Source organism: Rhizobium sp. IY2, from assembly GCF_047532935.1.
GTDB classification, from domain to species: domain Bacteria; phylum Pseudomonadota; class Alphaproteobacteria; order Rhizobiales; family Rhizobiaceae; genus Rhizobium; species Rhizobium anhuiense.
In genome coordinates, this window is record NZ_JBLKNU010000018.1 from 37777 (window position 1) to 56759 (window position 18983).

The following is an 18983-nucleotide window of genomic DNA, read 5'->3' on the forward strand; positions in this document are numbered from 1 at the left end:
TCGCATTCCGCTTTAATGCCACTTGGTGTTTTTCAGCCCGGATTTCCGGCAATTCCAAGGTCGACCCATGAGCGTTGAGATGAGCAAGCCCGTTCCGCGTCCCGGTATTCTCGATATCGCAGCCTATGTGCCGGGTAAGGAACATGCGCCGGGCGTTGCCCGCGTCTACAAGCTTTCGTCCAACGAAACGCCGCTCGGCGCCAGCCCGAAGGCAATCGAGGCGTTCAAGGCGGCTGCCGACACTCTGGCGCGTTATCCCGACGGGCAGGCGGTCGAGCTGCGCGAGGCGATCGCCGCCGTGCATGGTCTCAATCCGGCAAACATCCTTTGCGGCAACGGTTCGGACGAATTGCTCGGCCTGCTCTGCCATGTCTATCTCGGCGCCGGCGACGAGGGCATCATCACCGAGCACGGGTTCCTCGTCTACAAGATCCAGATCCTGGGCGCGGGTGCCGTGCCTGTCGTCGTCAGGGAAAAGGACTGTACCGTCGATGTCGATGCGATCCTTGCCGCGGTGACGGAGAAGACGAAGATCGTCTTCATCGCCAATCCCGGCAATCCCACAGGCACCTATGTTCCCGTCAGCGAGATCCGCCGCCTGCAGGCCGGGCTGCCGAAACATGTCGTCCTCGTGCTCGATGCTGCCTATGCCGAATATGTGCGCCGCAACGATTATGAAGCCGGCATCGAGGTCGTGTCCTCCAATGCCAACGTGGTGATGACCCGCACCTTCTCGAAGGCCTATGGTCTTGCGGCGCTGCGTGTCGGCTGGATGTATGCGCCCGCCGAGATCGTCGACGCGCTGAACCGCGTGCGCGCGCCGTTCAATTTGAACGCGCCGGCAATCGCCGCCGGCGCCGCGGCCATCCGCGACCAAGCCTTCGTCCAGCAGGCCGTCTCCTTCAATCAGATGTGGGTGGAGACGCTCACCCGGGCGCTCGAAGCGATCGGGCTGAAGGTGACGCCGTCGGTCGCCAATTTCGTCCTCATCCATTTCCCCGAGATCGACGGCAAGCGCGCCGCCGATGCCGACGAGTTCCTGACGAGCCGCGGCTACATCCTGCGTGCCGTCCGCGGCTATGGCTTCGCCAATGCGTTGCGCATGAGCATCGGTCCCGAAGAGGCCAACCGCGGCGTCATTGCCGCGCTCAGCGAATTTATGGGACATCAGTCATGAGCGTGCAGTTCGATCGGATCGCGCTGATCGGCATCGGCCTGATCGGCTCTTCGCTTGCCTACGATATCAGACGGCTCGGCCTTGCAAGGGAGATCGTCGTCGCCACCCGCAGCGCCGATACGCTGAAGCGTGCGGAAGAACTCGGCCTTGGCGACCGCTACACGACGTCGTCGCAGGATGCCGTCAAGGATGCCGATCTGGTGATCGTCTCGGTGCCGGTCGGCGCTTCGGAAAGCGTGGCGAAGGAGATCGCGGGAAGCCTGAAGCCCGGGGCCGTCGTCACCGATGTCGGCTCCACCAAGGCCTCGGTCATCGCACAGATGCTGCCGCATATGCCTGATAATGTGCATTTCATCCCCGGCCATCCGCTGGCCGGTACCGAAAAATCCGGCCCGGATGCCGGCTTTCCCGGCCTCTTCGAAGGCCGCTGGTGCATCTTCACGCCGGTCGCCGGTACCGACGAGGTGGCGCTGAAGCGGCTGCGCAGCTTCTGGGAAGCGCTGGGCTCGAAGGTCGATGAGATGGATGCCGAGCATCACGACAAGGTGCTCGCCATCGTTTCGCACCTGCCGCATATCATCGCCTATAATATCGTCGGCACTGCCGACGATCTGGAGACGGTGACGGAGTCCGAGGTCATCAAATATTCCGCCTCGGGTTTTCGTGATTTCACCCGCCTTGCCGCCTCCGATCCGACCATGTGGCGCGACGTCTGCCTGCACAATCGCGATGCGATCCTCGAAATGCTGGCGCGTTTCTCGGAGGATCTCGCCTATTTGCAGCGCGCCATCCGCTGGGGCGAGGGCGACAAGATTTTCGAACTCTTCACCCGCACGCGCGCCATCCGCCGCTCGATCGTCCAGGCCGGCCAGGATGTCGACGCGCCTGATTTCGGCCGCCCCCACGCGCTTGATAAGAAGTAGCCCCGCGATGGTGGAAGTGGCGAACGCGAGCCACGCGGATACCGATTGGCTGGTTCGCGAAGATGCCAGTTCCGGTGAAGCATGGGTATCGCGCTGCGTGACGCTCGGCGAATACCTCGTTGCCAAGGAGGGCAGCGAGATCGTCGGCTTTCTGCGCTTCTCCCGCTTCTGGGGCAGGGTTCCCTATATGGAAATGATCCGCGTCCTGCCCGGCCATCGCCGGTCGGGCGTCGGCACCGCGCTGTTTCTCGCCTGGGAAGAGGCGATGCGTGGCGAAGGCGCCCGTCTGCTGATGACGTCGAGCGAATGCGATGAAAGCAGGCCCCAGGACTGGCATCGCCGCAACGGATTTACTGAAACCGGTGCGATCGAGATGCCAGGCCTGCAATCGGTGCCGGAGGTCTTCTTCATCAAGCCGATAGCCTGAAAGGCGAGATAGGTCAGATCGGCGGAATCCGGCCGAGCGGGATGAAGCCGCTGACGGTGGCGTTGCCACGATCGACGACGAGATCGACCGAGACCTTGTCGCTGCCGGCGGCAAGCGCCTTCAAGAGCTTCGTCGCCGTGTTGACGGTCGAGGCGAGGTCGGGAAAGGCCTGCTTCAGGCTGTCGCTCCAGGGACCGAGCTGTTCGATCTCCAGCTTGAATTTTCCCGAAAGGAAGCCCTGCTCGTCGAAGGAGAAGGGGCCGGTGAGCGTCATCACCTTGCCGTCGCCGATGTCGGCGACGATGCGGCGCAGTTCACCGGTGGCGCCATTGAGGCCATTCGGGTCGCTGCCGTCGATCAGTCCGGCCTTGCCGGCGACGGTCAGGTCAATGCTGGCCGACAGTTTCGGGAAGATCTGCGGCCAATCCTTGATCGCCGTGTTCGCATCCTGCATGGAGATCGCGCCGTCGAGATCGGCGCCGTTCTGACGCAGATGGATTTCGGTGCGGGCCGCATCGAAGCTGATGGTCTGGCCGGTGAAAGAGGAGACCGCCATCGCCTTCAGCCCCTCGATGACGGTCGAGCTGCGGTCGATGCCCCTGAGCCTGGTCGCAAGGCTCGATTGCAGGTTCGTCCATTGGGCCGAGATCGAAAGGCCGTTGCCGGTGCGGATCTCGGCCGGCGAATCGAGCTCCCACACGATATTGCCGGGCGCATAGACCTGGGCTGCCGAGCGCAGCGCGCCGAAGGTGGCGGAGACACCGTTGACGTTGTCGTCGACGTCGATCCTGGAGCAGAACAGGCCGATGCGGAAGGGATAGCCGCGGAATTCGATATCGGAGCATTCGCCGCTGACGCCAGCCTCTCCGCCCGGCGCGATCGCCTTCAACACCGTGGTCTTCAGCGCCGACGCTGCATAGAACCAGCCGCCGGTATAAAGCGCGATCGCCAGGAGGACGCCTCCACCCAGCAACCAGAATTTCTTGCCGCTGCCGGATTGGCTGCTGCCGGATCGGCTTGACGCTGCCATGATGTTCTCCAATGGTGAATCGCGAATGTGATTCCCGGTCTTGGCGTGCGATATGGACGAATTTTGGGTATTTGGCTACGGTTCACTGATGTGGAATCCGGGCTTCGAGTTCATGGAGCGGGCAGAGGCTCTGGTCTATGGCTACAGGCGTTCACTCTGTGTCCGTTCCTTTGTCCATCGCGGCACACGCGACAATCCTGGCCTGGTTCTCGGCCTCGACAGGGGTGGCGCCTGCCGCGGCATGGCTTTCCGCATTTCCGCGGAAAAATGGGATGAGGTGATCGATTATCTCCGCGCCCGCGAGCTGGTCACCAATGTCTACCTGGAGCGCCGGGTGCGGCTGCAGCTTGCCGGCCGGCGCCGGGTGGAAGCGGTCGCCTACATCATCGACCGCGACCATGAGCAATATGCCGGCGCCCTCGATGCGCGTGCCGCGGCACGGGTGGTGAACGAAGCAAAAGGCCAGTCCGGTCCGAATGATGCCTATGTCTTCAACACGCTGACGCATCTGAAGCAGATGGGCATTCGCGACCATTGGCTGGAGCAGGTCGTCCACGAGGTGGAACGGCTGCGCGCCGCCTGATCTTAATCTAGACGGTCGCGGCGTTCAGTTTGCGCAGCTCCGCCAGCCTTTCGATCGCCGTCGGCGGCAGCGGCAGATGCGGATTTCGTTCGACGGTTTCGAGCAGAAGCTCATCGCTTGCCCGCTCCGATACCTCGATCAGCTGGGCGAAAAAGGCGTCCGGATCCATTCCCGGCATGATCGGCGGCAGGATCCTCACCTTGAAATGGCCGGGATAACGACGAATGCTACGCCGCGGCCAGAAGAGACCGGGATGCATGGCGACCGGAACGACCGGGATGCCGAGATCGCGGTACATGCGGGCGATGCCGTATTTGTAGACCGGTTCGGCGCCTGGCGGGCGGCGAGTGCCCTCGGGATAGATGATCAGCTGCCGGCCGGTGGAAAGCTCGTCCTTGGTGCGTTTCAGCACTTCCACCATCACCTTGCCGCGGGCGCCGCGGTCGACCGGGATCATGCGCTGTTTCTTCGCATACCAGCCGAAGAGCGGAATCCACATCAGTTCGCGCTTCAGGATATAGACCGGGTCCTTCAGCCAGGGCAGCAGCGCGTAGGTATCCCAGAAGGACTGGTGCTTCGGCGCCAGGATGTAACTGTCACCCGGCAGGTTCTCCAGCCCCTCGATCTCGAAGGTCGTACCGACGATCACCCGCATCAGCCAGTGGTTGGAGCGGGCCCAGTTCTTCGGGATCGCATAGGCGATCTTGCGCGGCACCACGAAATAATATGGCGAGAGCACGATCATCCGGATGATGAGGTTGGCGTAGAAGATCGTATTGAAGAGAACGGAACGCAGGGCGATCATGAAACTTTCCCGAGGCATGCTCACGCGACCGGCCTACACGATATTGTCTGTCATAAAAAGCGTTTGATGACGCCCTCATGCAAAAGGCTCGTGCATGTCGCCCAAAACTGCGCAGCGGTTTTGGGACAACGACTTGCATAAAACAAGGCTTAAAGCGCGTCGCGCGAATTCGGCTCGACGCGCGGCGCGTCTATTGCGGGCCGGACGCATTTGCCGAGCGCAGCCCGGTGTGACGGCCGAAGCCGGTGATGTTGCGGGCGCCGGTCAGCAGCACTTTCACATATTCGGCAAGCATGACGCGCATCGCATTCGGGTCGGTGAACCAGTTGCGGCTCTTCAAATCCGAATTGACCACGGGATAAGCGATGAAGTCGATGTCGGGATCGACATAGGAGAGCTCCGCGAGGCTTCGCGGCATGTGGTAGTTGTTGGTGACGATCAAAACGCTCCGGTATCCCTTGGCATGGATCCAGTTCGAAGCTTCCTCGGCATTGCCGATCGTGTCGATCGCATCATAGCCGATATCGACGCAGCAGGAGAAGAGATCGGCCGAGCCCTGGGTCATCCTGCGGATCTGCGCCGGCGTCGTCGTCGGGTGAACGCCGGAAATGAGCAAGCGCTTGCCGGCACCCTTCTGCAGCAGTTCCACGGCCTGGTCGATACGCTGGTAGCCACCGGTCAGGACGACGATCGCATCCGCCTTCGGCTCGGCCGGCGGCTTCAGCGTCGTCACGGAATCGGCAAAACGCAGGAAACCGCCGAACACCAGGGCCATTGCCAGCACGCAGGCAAAGCCGCCCCAGCGCAGCAGGCGGCGGATCGGCCCGCGCCGCGGCGGCACACCCGCCGGGCGGTCAAGCTCCGGGTCCTGCTGAGTCGGGTTGGGTGTCGTATGTCCCATGGTCATGAATCGTGATTATACGCTGATTGCGGCGCAGAACAGACGCTTTCGTGGTAAAACGGCATGGTCACGATCAACTTGCGATGCCGTCGGTGCGTGTCGGGTCCGAGCGCAGTGTATCGATTTCGTAGATCGTCCGCATGACGGTCAGGCGAGCGGTGAAGGTGGTCAGGAGCGCGATGACGATCATCGTCGCGAAGATGCCGGCATAACCAAGCACACCGACCGAGAAGGTGCCGAAGAGCGCGGTCGCCTGGTCGGTTTCGGGGGTGGCGAGGGTGCGGCTCTGCCAGAACCCGGCGCTGGCAAAGAACAGCGCGGCAAGCGCGCTGCCGATTGCCGAGCCCTTGAGGCTGATCTTCAGGAAATGCTTCTGGAATTCAGTGGCGACGAAGGAGCTTTCGGCGCCGACGAAATGCAGCACTTCGACGACGTGACGGTTACCCGACAGCGCGCCACGCGTGGCGAAGACGACGGTGAGCACCATCGCCGTGAAGACCAGGAGCAGGATACCGGTGCCGATCATGACAGTTGTGTGGGCCATGGACACCAGCCGATCGACCCAGGTGCGGTGGTCGTCGAGGGTGGCCTGCGGGATACTGTCCTTCAGCAGCGACCGCATCGAATCGAAATCCGGTGGATTGCTCTCGTCGATGGTGATGATGACGAGGCGAGGGACGGGCAGATCCTTGAGATCGAGGCCGGGGCCGAGCCAGGGCTCGAGCAGGCGGGCGGTCGCCGCCTCGTCGACGATCTGGCCGCTCTTGGTGCCGACGAAAGTCAGCGCCAGGTCGCGCGCCTGGGTCAGCGCCTTTTCCATGTCGAGATTGTCGTCCGGCTTGATCTGGATGGTGATCTCGCGGGAGATCTGGCTCTCCCAGCTTGCCGCCGTCGAGCGCACCATGCTGACGCCGCCGAGCGTCAGGCAGGCGAGAAAGGCCATGATCGATATCACCACCATCAACGCGCTGCCCTGGATGTTGGATGGCGGCAGGATCGGCGCGGTCGGGCGCACGCGCATTTCCGGTCGCTTCTGCTCCGCCTTACCAGGCGCCTTGTCTCGGTTTCCGGATGGGGGCTCAGTCATAGATATCGAGATGCCCCCCCGAGAGGATCATGCGGCGGGCCTCCACCTGCTCCATCAGCGCCAGGTCATGGGTGGCTATAACGACCGCGGTGCCGAGGCGGTTCAGCTCGAGGAAAAGATTGAGCAGGCGCTTGGCCATGGGCGGGTCGACATTGCCGGTGGGTTCGTCGGCAAGCAGCACCTCCGGCCGGTCCATCAGCGCCCGGGCGATGGCGGCGCGCTGCTTCTCGCCGCCGGAGAGCACGGGCGGCAGCACGTTGATGCGTTCGCCAAGACCGACCCATTTCAACAGTTCCAGGACGTCGGTCTTGTAGGAGCTCTCATCCTTGCCGCGCACCCGTAAGGGCAAAGCGACATTCTCATAGGTGGTGAGATGATCGAGGAGGCGGAAATCCTGGAAGACGATGCCGACGCGACGGCGCAACAACGGCAGCTCGGGCCGGGGGATTTCGGAAATGTCGCGCCCGAACATGCGGATCAGGCCGCGTGTCGGCTGCAGCGACATGAAGAGCAGCCGCAGCAGCGAGGTCTTGCCGGCGCCCGATGGCCCCGTCAGAAACTGGAAGGATTTCTTCGGAATGTCGAAGGTCAGGTCCCGGAGGATTTCCGGGCCCATGCCATAGCGCAAACCGACATTCTCGAAGTGGATCAACGGGCAGCTCAGTCTGTTGTGGGTTTCACCGCGTGACTTGTTAACCAACACCGTTAACAGCCGGTAAATTTTGCCGGAAAGACGCCCGTTTGATGGCAATCTTTGCGAAGCATTAACCATTAAAATTTACGACTGAGCGGGATTCGTTTCAATGCCAAGATTTCCCCTGGCATCGAAACCATGTGGACATCTGCGAGGCAGCCACCATGGAAGCATCCTCCTTCAGCCGCCGGACACCGAGCCAGGCCTATGATTTCCTGCCGCCCGAACCCGCCAGCCGCCAGTACCGCTCGGCGCGTGCTGCCGATATCTCCGACGCCGAATTCGTCACCCTCGGCAAAGTGCGGCCTCGGGAATACACTGCCAGGACCCCTAACGACAACCGCAAACGCATGGCTGCGGCACAGGCCGCACAGCCGCCGCTCCTGCCGGCGATGGCCGCTTCCATTCTGCAGACAGTGGAATCCTGGCTGCAGCGCGCGTCGATGCGCAGCTTCGCAGCACTGGTGCTGGGGCTCATCGTGCTCGTCTTCGGGCTCGCGGGCGGTTTTTCCGGCCTTTCCGGCGAGCGAGCCTATTCCGGCGTGCCGCTGCATTTCAGCCATGTCACGGTGACGCCGCGTGATGCGAACGGCATGCGGGTGCTCGTCATCAACGGCATCATCGAAAACGACAGCGGCACGACGCAGACGGTGCAGCCGATCCGTGCCGACCTCGTGACCGACGAGCGGCTGACCGCAAGCGTTGTCATCAACCCGCCGGCCGATGTCATCTATAGCGGCCAAAGCCGGGGCTTCTCGGCGCGCGTCCAGCATGCCGGCGGAAAGATGCCGGAGGTCCGGCTGTCCTTCCTGCCATAGAGCGCGCCGGGCATGGAATGGCCGGTTTTCTTGCCACGGGTCGCGCCAATCCCGTTAATTTCATGGCTGGCGAGGCTGTTTCAGGCTCGCATATGTGCTAACGGCTTACCCTTCTTTTCATGGAGCAAGCCCTTATGCCTGTCGTGCGCGGAAAAAACATCGAGCCGCTTTTCACCGCCGAGCAGATCGCCGAGCGCAATCATTCGATGGCGCGCGAGATCGCCGACGGCCCGACCAAGGACCTGCTGGTCATCGCCGTGCTCAAGGGGTCCTTCATCTTTGCCGCCGACCTGATCCGCGCCCTGCATGACACCGGGCTTGCCCCGGAGGTCGAGTTCATCACGCTGTCGAGTTACGGCATCGGTACGGTTTCGCAGGGCGTGCGCATCGTCAAGGATATCGACAGCGACGTGCATGGCCGCGATGTCCTGCTGATCGACGATATCCTCGAATCCGGCCGGACGTTGCTCTTTGCCAAGGAATTGCTCTTCGAGCGCGGGGCGCGCAACGTCACCATCGCCGTGCTGCTCGACAAGCGCGTGAAGCGCAAGGAAAAGCTGGAGGCCGATTATGTCGGCTTCGAATGCCCTGACTATTTTGTCGTCGGCTATGGCATGGATGTCGCCTATGCCTTTCGCGAACTGCCCTTCGTCGGCGTGGTCACCGGGGACGCCTGAGCGACAGCTAGAGCCTTTCCGAGTTAGATTGCAGCATTCTGTTGGCTCAAGCGGAGTCGGATGGCCGGTCGATCAGCCGGCCCGCTTCAGCCAACCCGAAGGGCCGGGCATCTTTGCGCCAGGATCAGAGGCGATCGGCTCGGACGTACCTTGGGGTATGCCCGTCGCCAATCGCCTCTGCCCTGACAAAAACCTGCTCCGGCAGAATGCTGCAAGCTAACCCGGAAAGGCTCTAAATGTTGCAGCGCTTTTGCGCGCCCCGTGGTGCTATCTTACTGTTCGAGACGGGTTGTTAACCATCTCGTCCATCGCTTCGTCATCTTTACCGATCGAAAAGGAAAGTCTGGTGATTTCCGTCGCGGGGCTGACACGGAGCGATGCACATATGGCAAGAATTCTGATCACGGAAGACGAGGATTCCCTGCGGTCTTTCGTAGCCCGGGCCCTGCGGCTTGATGGCCACGAGACCGATGAGGCGGCCGACGGGGCCGAGGGCCTGGAAAAGCTCAAGGATGGGGTCTACGATCTGCTGCTTTCAGATATCCGCATGCCTGTGATGGACGGTATTGAACTCGCCCATCAGGCGAAAGACGCTTTTCCCAGCCTGAAGATCCTGCTGATGACCGGTTATGCCGAACAGCGCGAACGGGCCGACGATCTTGCCGAAAAGATCATCGATGTCGTCGCCAAACCGTTCGCGCTTCCCGATATCCGCAAGGCGGTCGCCCGGGCGCTCGTCGCGTAGAGGACGATGCTGGAAGGCGTGAGCGGTTTTCGAACGGTATCCCGCTCTATTTGTTGATAGATCCGGATTCAGATTTTAGGCCGGTCCGGCCTAAAATCATCCTATCCAAGATCCGGTGGCGTCAGGCCTACTGGATATCCAGCAGCCGTTCGAGGTACCGCCGTTCCATTTCCTGCGGCGGATTGTTGCCAAGCTTTTCGCGAATTGCGTCGAGGATTTCTCGCGCCCGCTGAACGTCGATTTCGTCGGGCACCTTCACGCTGTTATCGCCGAATTCCGGTCCCTGGGGCCGGCGCGGCCGGCCGAGCGGGTCGCGGCCATTCTGGTCGCCCTGGCCCACCTGGCCGTTCGGACCCTGACCCTGCTGGCCCTGCTGCGCCTGCATCATCTGGTTCATCATGTCGCGGGCGCCCTGGCGAAGCGCTTCCAGCGCGCGGCCCTGGCCCTCGATGGCCGGCTGGCCGCGGCCCTGGCCGAGTTCACGGCCGGCGCCTTCCATTTCGCGCTGCGCCTGGCCGAAGCCGGGGCCGGGCTTCATGCCCATCTCGCCGAGTCTTTTCTGCAATTCGCCGAGCTGCCTGCCCAGTGCATCCTGGTGGGCGCGCAGCTGCTTCAGCGCCTCGCGTAGCTGTTCGGCCGTCATCTGGTCGGAGGGCTGCTGGCCTTCCTTACCTTGCTGGCCCTGCTGCTGATCCTGCGGCTCGCCGTTGTCTCCGGGGTTCATCTCGTCGAGCAGCGGATCGCTCTCGCCCATGTCAGGCTCGCCGCGCTGCATGCGGTCCCTGAGCTGCTGGTCGAGCCGGAAGGTCTGTTCCATCAGCTTCTGCTGGTCGCGCAGGATCTCGCCGAGCTTGTCGATCTGCTTGCGGGCTTCGCTGTTTTCCTGGCTCTGCTGGCCGCGCTGCGGTCGGCCCGCCTGCAGGTTGTTCATCATCCGCTGCAATTCCGACAGCATCTGCTGGGCAGCGTCACGATTGCCGGAGCGGGCGAGATTCTCGATCTGATCCATCATCCGTTCCAGATCCTGCTGGCGCAGGATGTTCTGCGCATTCTGGTTCGGCTGCATCGGCGCGTTCTGCATGCGTTGGGCGAGCTCACTCATATAGTCCTGCATCGCCTTGCGCAGCTCGTCCATCAGCTTCTTGATCTCGGCATCCGGGGCGTTGCGGTCCAACGCGTCGGCGAGGTTCTGCTGGGCTTCGCGCAGCTTGCGCTCGGCAAGCGAAAGATCGCCGTCCTCCATGCCCAGCGCAATCTCCCAGAGATATTGGGCGGTATCCTTCAGCGCATCCTCGCCCTTTGCGAGCTTCATGCGCGTCAAGGCGGATTCGAGCAGCAGGTAGTTGGTAAGCTTGGGGATGGTCTCCTCGGGACGGATGGTCAGCGCCTCGTTCAGCGCGATCGCCTGCGGCATCTTGCGGGTGTCGAGGGCGAAAACCTGCCGTTCTTCGGCGACGGCGGCGGCGAGCGGCTCGTTAAAGCGCCGCGACGGCATTATCATCTCATGCGGCGGGCTGCGGCCGGTCTGGCCGGCGGCATCCTTGGCGACGAGCGTGATGCGCACGCGTTTGCCGGCAAGCGGATGTTCGCTCAGGTTCCGGCTGGTCACGCCCTTGGCGTCGCGGGCGTTGCGGCGGGGGATATCCAGCCGGTATTCCGGCAGCGGATAGAGCGGCGTCGCCGTCGGATCGGTGTCGACGGGAACGATTTCCGCATGCGCTTCCTGGACGCCGTAATCGTCCTTGACGGTGAAACCGATTTCAAGCGCGCCATTGACGCTGGGCTTCGGCAAGCCGTCGAAGGCGATTTCCGGGGCCTTGTCGGGAAGCACGTCGAAGCTCCAGCGGCGGCCGTTGACTTCGAGTGCGCCATTCTCCTCGAGCTTCATCACATGCGTCTGCGCGACGAGTGCCTGGCTGGCTGGGGCCTGGCTGGCGGGTGCGGCATTCGGCTGCTCGCCGCCTGCTGCCGCCGCTTGCTGCGGCTTGCTATCCGCCTGCACTGATATATCCCGCGCCTCGCCGTTCGCCTTGCGGAACACCACTTTTTCGGCCGTCTTTCCGCCGCTGACGCGGACGGTGAGGCCTGAAAACTGCGGAATGCCGATCGGCGCCTGCTCGCTGCCATCGGCCGTCAGATAGATCGGCGCACGGCCGGTATAAGACGGCGGCGTCACCCAGGCGTCGATGCGCACCGCCGGATCGCTGACCACCTGCTCGGGTGCCGCCTGCAATGCGTCGCTGATCGAGCCGCCGTTGATCGACAGCGAATAACCGAAGGCAGTGACCAGCAGCAGCGCCGGGATGGCGCGCAGGGCGAAACGGTCATGCGCGGCGATATCAGGTCGCGGCAGGCCGGCATCGAGCGCTGCGATCTTTTCGGCCATGCGCGTCTGGTGCTCGCGCCAGAGCGCCCGGGCGAAGGGCGTATCGAAGGCGGGCTCGTCTTCCTGGACGGTGACCGGCTGGTGCGGCAGGCCGTTGCGTTCCTCCAGCAGGCGATCGGCTTCGGCGACCTTCGGCCAGCGCAGGCTGCGGAAGGGGATGAGCGAGGCGAGAAAGGCGGCGGCAAAGGCAATCAGCAGCAGGATGCGCAGCCAGTCCGGCACGCTGCGGAAAACGCCGAACCAGGAGGCGCAGAGATAAAAGGCAACGACCGCCAGGACCGGCATCAAAGGCGGCAGCAACTGCTCGAAAAACAGCACCACGCGCGCCAGCAGACGTTTGGTCGTCACCAGTCGGGCAAGCGAAGGACGGAGCGCAAACGCACCTTTCTTCTGCCTTGAGGGGCTTGTCATCGGTCCGGTCTCCGCGATCTGGCGTTCTGAAACAGAGGGCGCTTCCGGCGATTGCGGGGCAATACGCTCATGAACGAAAGGATAACACTCTTTGTGGCGAAGGCGAGGGCGAGCGGCCGGTAATACCGGCTTTTCACGTTTATTCGCCAAAAAGTGATGGCTGCTTAAAGCGCGTCGCGATCTTTCAGATCGCTCCTGGCGCTTTAAGTCTTTGTTTCACGCATGTCGTGATCGCAAACCGCTGCGCACTTTTGCGCGACATGCTTTAGAGCGCCGTGCGTCCTTTCGGACGCACAAAGGACGCTCTAGCATTTTGAATCTACGCTTCGTGCTTTCCGAAAATCGATTCCGATTTTCGGGCCGATGCGTTAATCCAGCCAGGCCGGGACGGAGTCGAGGCCGATCAGCTCGGCGTAGGTTCGGCGCGGGCGAATCGTATGGAAATCGCTGCCCTTGACCAGAACTTCGGGCACCAGCAGGCGGCTGTTATAGGTGCCGGCCTGGACTGCGCCATAGGCGCCGGCAGTGCTGACGGCCATCAGGTCGCCGGGCTTCGGCATCGCCATTTCGCGGTCGAGCGCCAGATAGTCGCCGGTCTCGCAGACCGGACCGACGACGTCGGCGCGAATGCGCGGAGCGTTGGCTGCCGAAATCGTCACCGGGCGGATCTCGTGATAGGCTTCGTAGAGTGTCGGGCGGATGAGATCGTTCATGGCGCCGTCGACGATGACGAAGGTCTTCTCGCCGCCATCCTTCACATAGAGGACTTCGGTCACCAGGATACCGGCATTGCCGACGATCAGCCGGCCGGGTTCGGTGATGATCTTGCAGTCCAGGCCGCGCAGCTGGTTCTTGACGATTGCCGCATAGGCATCCGGCAGCGGCGGCGGATTGTTGTCGTCCTTATACGGGATGCCGAGACCGCCGCCGATATCGACGTGGTGGATCGTGTGGCCGTCGGCGCGCAGCGTCGCGACAAGGTCGTGCAGCAGCTTGAAGGCGTCGTCGAAGGGCTGGAGCTCGGTGATCTGGCTGCCGATATGCATGTCGATGCCGGTGACCTCGATGCCCGGCAGCCTGGCGGCATGGGCATAGATGGCGCGGGCGCGCTCCCAGGAGATGCCGAACTTGTTTTCCTTCTTGCCGGTCGAGATCTTGGAATGCGTCTTCGCATCGACATCCGGGTTGATGCGGAAGGAAACCGGCGCTTTCTTGCCTGCGCTGACGGCGCGCTGGTTGAGGATTTCGAGCTCAGGCTCGGATTCGACGTTGAAGCAGTAGATGCCGGCCTCAAGCGCGAAATCCATCTCGGACGGAGTCTTGCCGACCCCTGAGAACATGATGCGGTTTGCCGGAATGTCGGCGGCAAGCGCGCGGCGCAGCTCGCCCTCGGAGACGACGTCGATGCCGGCGCCGAGACGGCCCAGCGTCTTCAGCACCGCCTGGTTCGAATTCGCCTTCATCGCATAACAGACCATGGAGTCCATGTCGGCGAAGGCTTCCGAAAAGACGCGGTAATGGCGCTCGAGCGTCGCGGTGGAATAGATGTAAAACGGCGTGCCGACCGCCTTGGCGATCTCGGGAACGGAGACATTCTCGGCATGAAGGACGCCGTCACGGTATTCGAAATGGTTCACGAGCTTATGCCTTAAAGAAGGGGGTCGAGAAGGAAGGGCTTATCAACGGTTCCCGGCTTTTTCGTCGGCTTGGAAACGTCGCCTTCCTTGGTTGCCGCAGCGCTCGGCGGATCGAGGTCGCCCTTGCGCCCGCATCCGGCAACGGCAAGGCCGATGACGGCGAGAACCACCGTCAGGCGGACGAGGTGCGGCAAGCTCTTCTGCATGGATATCCTCTTCTGCGGCATGTGCTGGCGTCATTCATCTCGAATGATGGACATCTTCATAGCGAAGTTTATCCGCCTTGTGCACCCTGATTGTTGGAGGTCTTTCCGCGCCTGAAGGAGGGGCGTGGCGGCTTTTCGGCCCGCCCTTTGCTCTTCAGTTGCGGGCGCGCCAGAAGGCGATCTGCCTGCGCACTTCAGACGGCGCAGTGCCGCCGAAGCTCTTGCGGCTGGCGACCGAGGCCTCGACGGTCAGCACATCATAGACCTTGTCGGTGATCGCGGAATGGATCGCCTGCAGATCGGCGAGCGGCAGTTCGGCAAGATCGCAGCCCTTGCTTTCGGCAAGCGCCACGGCGCGGCCGGTGACATGATGGGCGTCGCGGAAGGGCAGGCCCGCTTCTCGCACCAGCCAGTCGGCAAGATCGGTCGCCGTCGAATAGCCGGAGCCGGCCGCCGCCTTCATGCGCGCAGTGTTGACGGTCAGGTCGCGCACCATGCCGGTCATGGCGGCGATTGCCAGTTCCAGGCTCTCGGCTGCGTCGAAGACCTGTTCCTTGTCTTCCTGCATGTCCTTGGAATAGGCGAGCGGCAGGCCCTTCATGATCGTCAGCAGCGCCACCAGCGAGCCGTTGATGCGGCCGGTCTTGGCGCGCACCAGTTCGGCTGCATCGGGGTTCTTTTTCTGCGGCATGATCGACGAGCCGGTCGAAAACGCGTCGGAGAGACGGACAAAACCGAATTGCGGGGTCGACCAGATGACGATCTCCTCCGCCAGACGCGACAGGTGCATGCCTGTTATCGCTGCGATCGACAGGAATTCGATGGCGAAATCGCGGTCGGAGACCGTATCGATGGAGTTGCGGGTCGGCTCGCGGAAACCGAGCGCCCGGGCCGTCATGTGGCGGTCGATCGGATAGCCGGTGCCGGCAAGGGCGGCAGCACCGATCGGGCTTTCGTCCAGATGCTCGATGGCGTGGCGCACGCGGGAGCGATCGCGGCCGAACATTTCGACATAGGCCATGCAGTGATGGCCGAAGGTAACGGGCTGGGCGGTCTGCAAGTGGGTGAAGCCGGGCATGACGCTTTCGGCATGCTCTTCGGCGCGGTCGAGGAAGGCGGCGATCAGGCCGGTCAACATCTTCTCGGTCTTCTCAAGCTCTTCCTTCACCCAGAGACGGAAGTCGAGCGCCACCTGATCGTTGCGCGAGCGGGCGGTGTGCAGCCGGCCGGCCGCCGGTCCGATCAGCGTCGCCAGGCGTGCCTCGACATTCATATGGATGTCTTCGAGCTGGCGCGAGAATTCGAAATTGCCGCTTTCGATTTCTGACAGGATCGTGTTTAGCCCGTGAACGATCTTGTCCTTATCGTCTGATGAAATAATCCCCTGATGGGCGAGCATCGTCGCGTGGGCGATCGAACCGCGGATATCCTGCGCGAATAGCTTCTTGTCGAAACCGATCGAGGCATTTATCTCCTCCATGATCGCGTCCGGGCCGGAGGCGAAGCGACCGCCCCACATCTGGTTGGAGGATTTGGTGTCCGTGGTGTCGTCGGCCATGAGGTGTCCGCCTTGAGGATGCATGTCCAGGAGAATGAAATGACGACAAGAAAACCCCTCGGGCTGCCATCCCTGAAATGGATCGCGATGGCCGCCGTTGCGGGTGTCGTTGCCGGTGCGGCAGCGGTATACGTGAAGGAGACGGGGATTGGCAATGGCGGTGGTGAAACCGCTTCTGCGGAATGCAAGTCTGCCAGGGACCGCGCAGCCAGCCTCACACCGCTGATGAAGGGGCAGGTGGCCGCCATGGTTGCCGCCACCGAGCCGCGCAAGCTGACGGCGGTTTCCTTCAACGGGCCGGATGGCAAGCCGCTGACGCTCGATCATTTCGCCGGCAAGACCGTGCTTCTCAATCTCTGGGCCACCTGGTGCGTGCCCTGCCGCGAGGAAATGCCGGCGCTGAACGCACTCGAAAAGGAGATGGGCAGCGACAAATTCCAAGTCGTGCCGGTCAATATCGACACCGGCGACGATGAGAAGCCGAAGACCTTCCTGACTGAAACCGGCGTCGATGCGCTGCAGTTCTACCGCGACAATACGATCGGCGTCTTCAACAGCCTGAAGAAGGAAGGGCTTGCCTTCGGCCTTCCGGTGACGCTGCTGCTCAACGACAAGGGCTGCCTGATCTCCGCCATGAACGGCCCGGCCGCGTGGGATAGCGAAGACGCGAAGGCGCTAATCAAGGGTGCGATCGGGTCGTAACGACGTTGATCAGGAGTCCCCATCTCCTCTCATGAGAAAGACGCCGGCGATTCCGATAAGGACGCAGCATTGCAGCAGGAACATGGGTGTTTCGGTCGACATGGCGTTTCCTCCCGTTCCCGGCAAGGAAAGCATTTAGCGGGCGCTCGGTCTATTCGCCCTTTCTGGTGATGGCCGCTTAACGCGTCGGGACCGGTACTTCGCCACGATAGTCATAGAAGCCGCGGCCGGATTTGCGTCCGAGCCAGCCGGCCTCGACATATTTCACCAGCAACGGGCAGGGACGATATTTCGAGTCCGCCAGACCGTCATGCAGCACCTGCATGATCGACAGGCAGGTGTCGAGACCGATGAAATCGGCAAGCTGCAGCGGCCCCATCGGATGGTTGGCGCCGAGCTTCATCGCCGTATCGATGGCGTCGACCGTACCGACGCCTTCATAGAGCGTGTAGATCGCCTCGTTGATCATCGGCAGCAGGATGCGGTTGACGATGAAGGCCGGAAAATCCTCGGCAACGGTGATGGTCTTTTCCAGCGTGCCGACGAATTCCTTGGCGGCGGAGAAGGTCTTTTCATCGGTTGCGATGCCGCGCACCAGTTCGACCAGCTTCATCACCGGCACCGGGTTCATGAAATGTATGCCCATGAAGCGTTCGGGGCGGTCGGTGGCGGCAGCAAGCCGGGTGATGGAAAGGGAAGAGGTGTTGGTGGCAAGCAGCGCTTCCGGCTTCAGGACCGGACAGACCTGCGCATAGATCTTGCGCTTGACGGTTTCATCCTCGGTGGCGGCTTCGATGACGAGATCGGACGGGGCGAGATCATTGACGTCGGACGAGCCGGATATCAACGACAAGGTCGACTTGCGTTCCTCTTCGGTCATCTTGCCGTTGGTCACCAGGCGGGCGAGGTTGCCGTTAATGGTGGCGAGGCCGGATTCGATGCGGTCCTGGGAGAGGTCGTAGATGTGAACCCTGTAACCTGCGGCGGCCGAAACATGCGCGATGCCACAGCCCATCTGGCCGGCACCGATGATACCAATATTCTTCAACACCGCATTCATCTCCAAACCCCCGCACGGCATCCGCCCCCGCGCTGCCGCATTTTTCTAGCAATACTGCCGGACGAAGGATCGCCCGGCAGCAGTAGTAGACCGATAAAAGATAATTTTCCAGTCATTCGCACGTGCGAAAGAAAAGCATTTGACGCGCTCAGAGCGCCTTTTCCAATTCCGGCAGGACGTCGAAGAGATCGGCGACCAGTCCGTAGTCGGCGACCTGGAAGATCGGCGCCTCCTCGTCCTTGTTGATGGCGACGATCACCTTACTATCCTTCATCCCGGCCAGATGCTGGATGGCGCCTGATATGCCGCAGGCGATATAGAGCTGCGGCGCCACCACCTTGCCGGTCTGGCCGACCTGCCAGTCGTTGGGCGCATAACCGGCATCGACGGCCGCGCGGCTTGCCCCGACGGCAGCCCCGAGCTTGTCGGCAAGCGGCAGGATGACCTCCCGGAATTTTTCCGCCGAACCGAGCGCCCGGCCGCCGGAGATGATGATCTTCGCCGACGTCAGCTCCGGACGGTCGGAGGCCGACAGCGCATCGGCGACGAAGCGCGACAGAGCGGGATCGGAAACCGCTGCAACCGTCTCGATCGGCGCGGAGCCGCCTTCGGCTGCAGAGACGAAGGAGGCGGTGCGCACGGTGATCACCTTCTTGGCATCGGTTGCCTGCACCGTCTGGATGGCATTGCCGGCATAGATCGGCCGTTTGAAGGTATCGGCAGAGATCACCTCGATGATCTCGGAGACCTGGGCGACATCGAGCAGGGCAGCCACCCGCGGCAGCACATTCTTGCCGACCGACGTCGCAGCCGAGAGGATCGTGTCATAGCTGCCGGCCAGCGAGACGATCAGGTCGGCCAGCGGTTCGGCCAGATTGTTGGCCAGCGCATCGCTTTCGGCCAGCAGCACCTTGGAGACGCCGGCAAGCTTGGCAGCCGCATCGGCAGCCGGCTTGGCAGCTTTGCCGGCGACCAGCACATGCACGTCGCCGCCGATCTTGGACGCTGCCGTCAACGCCTTGGCGGTCTGGTCGGAAAGGCTTTGATTGTCGTGGTCAGCCAGAAGAAGAATGGTCATGATGAGGGCTCCCTGGTTCTGGCTTAAAGCACGCCGGCTTCGTTCTTGAGCTTGTCGACCAGCTCGGCGACCGACTTG

19 protein-coding genes are annotated in these 18983 nt (G+C 62.4%); 8 read left to right on the forward strand and 11 right to left on the reverse strand.

The genetic code is table 11. The features are described from left to right. The first annotated feature begins 79 nt into the window (after positions 1 to 79). The 3 genes from hisC to ACMUVN_RS31635 are packed head-to-tail and all read left to right on the forward strand — an operon-like array spanning position 80 to position 2527. Entirely contained in the window at positions 80 to 1177 is a 1098-nt protein-coding gene (hisC, locus tag ACMUVN_RS31625) for a histidinol-phosphate transaminase (RefSeq protein ID WP_179874719.1), read from the forward strand. After that, the gene (locus ACMUVN_RS31630; RefSeq protein WP_028756429.1) at positions 1174 to 2100 is read left to right on the forward strand and encodes a prephenate/arogenate dehydrogenase family protein; all 927 of its coding nucleotides are present in this window, start codon (positions 1174 to 1176) and stop codon (positions 2098 to 2100) included. The genes hisC and ACMUVN_RS31630 overlap by 4 nt, the downstream gene beginning before the upstream one ends. A 7-nt stretch (positions 2101 to 2107) precedes the next feature. Then, positions 2108 to 2527, forward strand: a complete 420-nt coding sequence (locus ACMUVN_RS31635; protein ID WP_132574239.1) for a GNAT family N-acetyltransferase — start codon at positions 2108 to 2110, stop codon at positions 2525 to 2527. Between the two features lie 13 nt (positions 2528 to 2540). On the opposite strand, the gene ACMUVN_RS31640 is transcribed toward ACMUVN_RS31635, so the two are convergent. After that, positions 2541 to 3557 carry a DUF2125 domain-containing protein gene (locus ACMUVN_RS31640; RefSeq protein WP_097596294.1) on the reverse strand — a complete coding sequence of 339 codons (1017 nt, stop codon included), beginning with the start codon at positions 3555 to 3557 and terminating at the stop codon, positions 2541 to 2543. A 52-nt stretch (positions 3558 to 3609) separates the two neighbouring features. On the opposite strand from ACMUVN_RS31640, the gene ACMUVN_RS31645 reads away from it, so the two are divergent. Continuing rightward, positions 3610 to 4140, forward strand: a complete 531-nt coding sequence (locus ACMUVN_RS31645) for a gamma-glutamylcyclotransferase (RefSeq protein WP_047615472.1) — start codon at positions 3610 to 3612, stop codon at positions 4138 to 4140. A 7-nt stretch (positions 4141 to 4147) separates the two neighbouring features. On the opposite strand, the gene ACMUVN_RS31650 is transcribed toward ACMUVN_RS31645, so the two are convergent. The 4 genes from ACMUVN_RS31650 to ftsE all read right to left on the reverse strand — a co-directional run bounded on the left by ACMUVN_RS31650 (position 4148) and on the right by ftsE (position 7585). After that, entirely contained in the window at positions 4148 to 4945 is a 798-nt protein-coding gene (locus ACMUVN_RS31650) for a lysophospholipid acyltransferase family protein (protein WP_047615877.1), read from the reverse strand. 190 nt (positions 4946 to 5135) lie between these two features. Further along, a complete protein-coding gene (locus tag ACMUVN_RS31655) occupies positions 5136 to 5852 on the reverse strand; it encodes a YdcF family protein (RefSeq protein ID WP_028756424.1) in 717 nt (238 codons plus the stop codon). Positions 5853 to 5919: 67 nt separating this feature from the next. Next, a complete protein-coding gene (locus ACMUVN_RS31660) occupies positions 5920 to 6933 on the reverse strand; it encodes a cell division protein FtsX (protein ID WP_028756423.1) in 1014 nt (337 codons plus the stop codon). Further along, positions 6926 to 7585: a cell division ATP-binding protein FtsE gene (ftsE, locus tag ACMUVN_RS31665; protein WP_003567051.1), complete on the reverse strand. Its 660-nt coding sequence runs from the start codon at positions 7583 to 7585 to the stop codon at positions 6926 to 6928. Before ftsE ends, ACMUVN_RS31660 begins: the two co-directional genes overlap by 8 nt. 206 nt (positions 7586 to 7791) lie before the next feature. On the opposite strand from ftsE, the gene ACMUVN_RS31670 reads away from it, so the two are divergent. The 3 genes from ACMUVN_RS31670 (at position 7792) to ACMUVN_RS31680 (ending at position 9867) form a co-directional block, all read left to right on the forward strand. After that, positions 7792 to 8445: a membrane protein gene (locus ACMUVN_RS31670; RefSeq protein WP_047616119.1), complete on the forward strand. Its 654-nt coding sequence runs from the start codon at positions 7792 to 7794 to the stop codon at positions 8443 to 8445. Between the two features lie 134 nt (positions 8446 to 8579). Beyond that, positions 8580 to 9122, forward strand: a complete 543-nt coding sequence (gene hpt / locus ACMUVN_RS31675) for a hypoxanthine phosphoribosyltransferase (protein ID WP_028756421.1) — start codon at positions 8580 to 8582, stop codon at positions 9120 to 9122. A gap of 385 nt (positions 9123 to 9507) precedes the next feature. Then, a complete protein-coding gene (locus ACMUVN_RS31680) occupies positions 9508 to 9867 on the forward strand; it encodes a response regulator (RefSeq protein WP_018495840.1) in 360 nt (119 codons plus the stop codon). A gap of 127 nt (positions 9868 to 9994) precedes the next feature. Here the strand turns inward: ACMUVN_RS31680 and ACMUVN_RS31685 are convergent, their stop codons facing one another. From ACMUVN_RS31685 to argH, 4 genes are all read right to left on the reverse strand, one after another. Then, complete coding sequence (locus ACMUVN_RS31685; RefSeq protein WP_028756420.1) at positions 9995 to 12664, reverse strand: TIGR02302 family protein; 2670 nt, start codon at positions 12662 to 12664, stop codon at positions 9995 to 9997. Between the two features lie 368 nt (positions 12665 to 13032). Then, positions 13033 to 14301, reverse strand: a complete 1269-nt coding sequence (gene lysA, locus ACMUVN_RS31690; protein WP_028756419.1) for a diaminopimelate decarboxylase — start codon at positions 14299 to 14301, stop codon at positions 13033 to 13035. Positions 14302 to 14312: 11 nt separating this feature from the next. Further along, positions 14313 to 14507, reverse strand: a complete 195-nt coding sequence (gene lptM / locus ACMUVN_RS31695) for an LPS translocon maturation chaperone LptM (protein WP_028756418.1) — start codon at positions 14505 to 14507, stop codon at positions 14313 to 14315. Positions 14508 to 14661: 154 nt separating this feature from the next. Further along, on the reverse strand, positions 14662 to 16065 hold the full coding sequence (argH, locus tag ACMUVN_RS31700) for an argininosuccinate lyase (RefSeq protein ID WP_028756417.1): 1404 nt from the start codon (positions 16063 to 16065) through the stop codon (positions 14662 to 14664). A gap of 39 nt (positions 16066 to 16104) precedes the next feature. On the opposite strand from argH, the gene tlpA reads away from it, so the two are divergent. After that, positions 16105 to 16767, forward strand: coding sequence for a thiol:disulfide interchange protein TlpA (gene tlpA / locus ACMUVN_RS31705; protein ID WP_097596296.1), 663 nt, complete (start codon positions 16105 to 16107; stop codon positions 16765 to 16767). Positions 16768 to 16945: 178 nt separating this feature from the next. On the opposite strand, the gene ACMUVN_RS31710 is transcribed toward tlpA, so the two are convergent. Beyond that, entirely contained in the window at positions 16946 to 17827 is an 882-nt protein-coding gene (locus ACMUVN_RS31710; protein WP_028756415.1) for a 3-hydroxybutyryl-CoA dehydrogenase, read from the reverse strand. 148 nt (positions 17828 to 17975) lie between these two features. After that, positions 17976 to 18905, reverse strand: coding sequence for an electron transfer flavoprotein subunit alpha/FixB family protein (locus ACMUVN_RS31715; protein ID WP_414815966.1), 930 nt, complete (start codon positions 18903 to 18905; stop codon positions 17976 to 17978). Positions 18906 to 18983 lie beyond the last annotated feature (78 nt).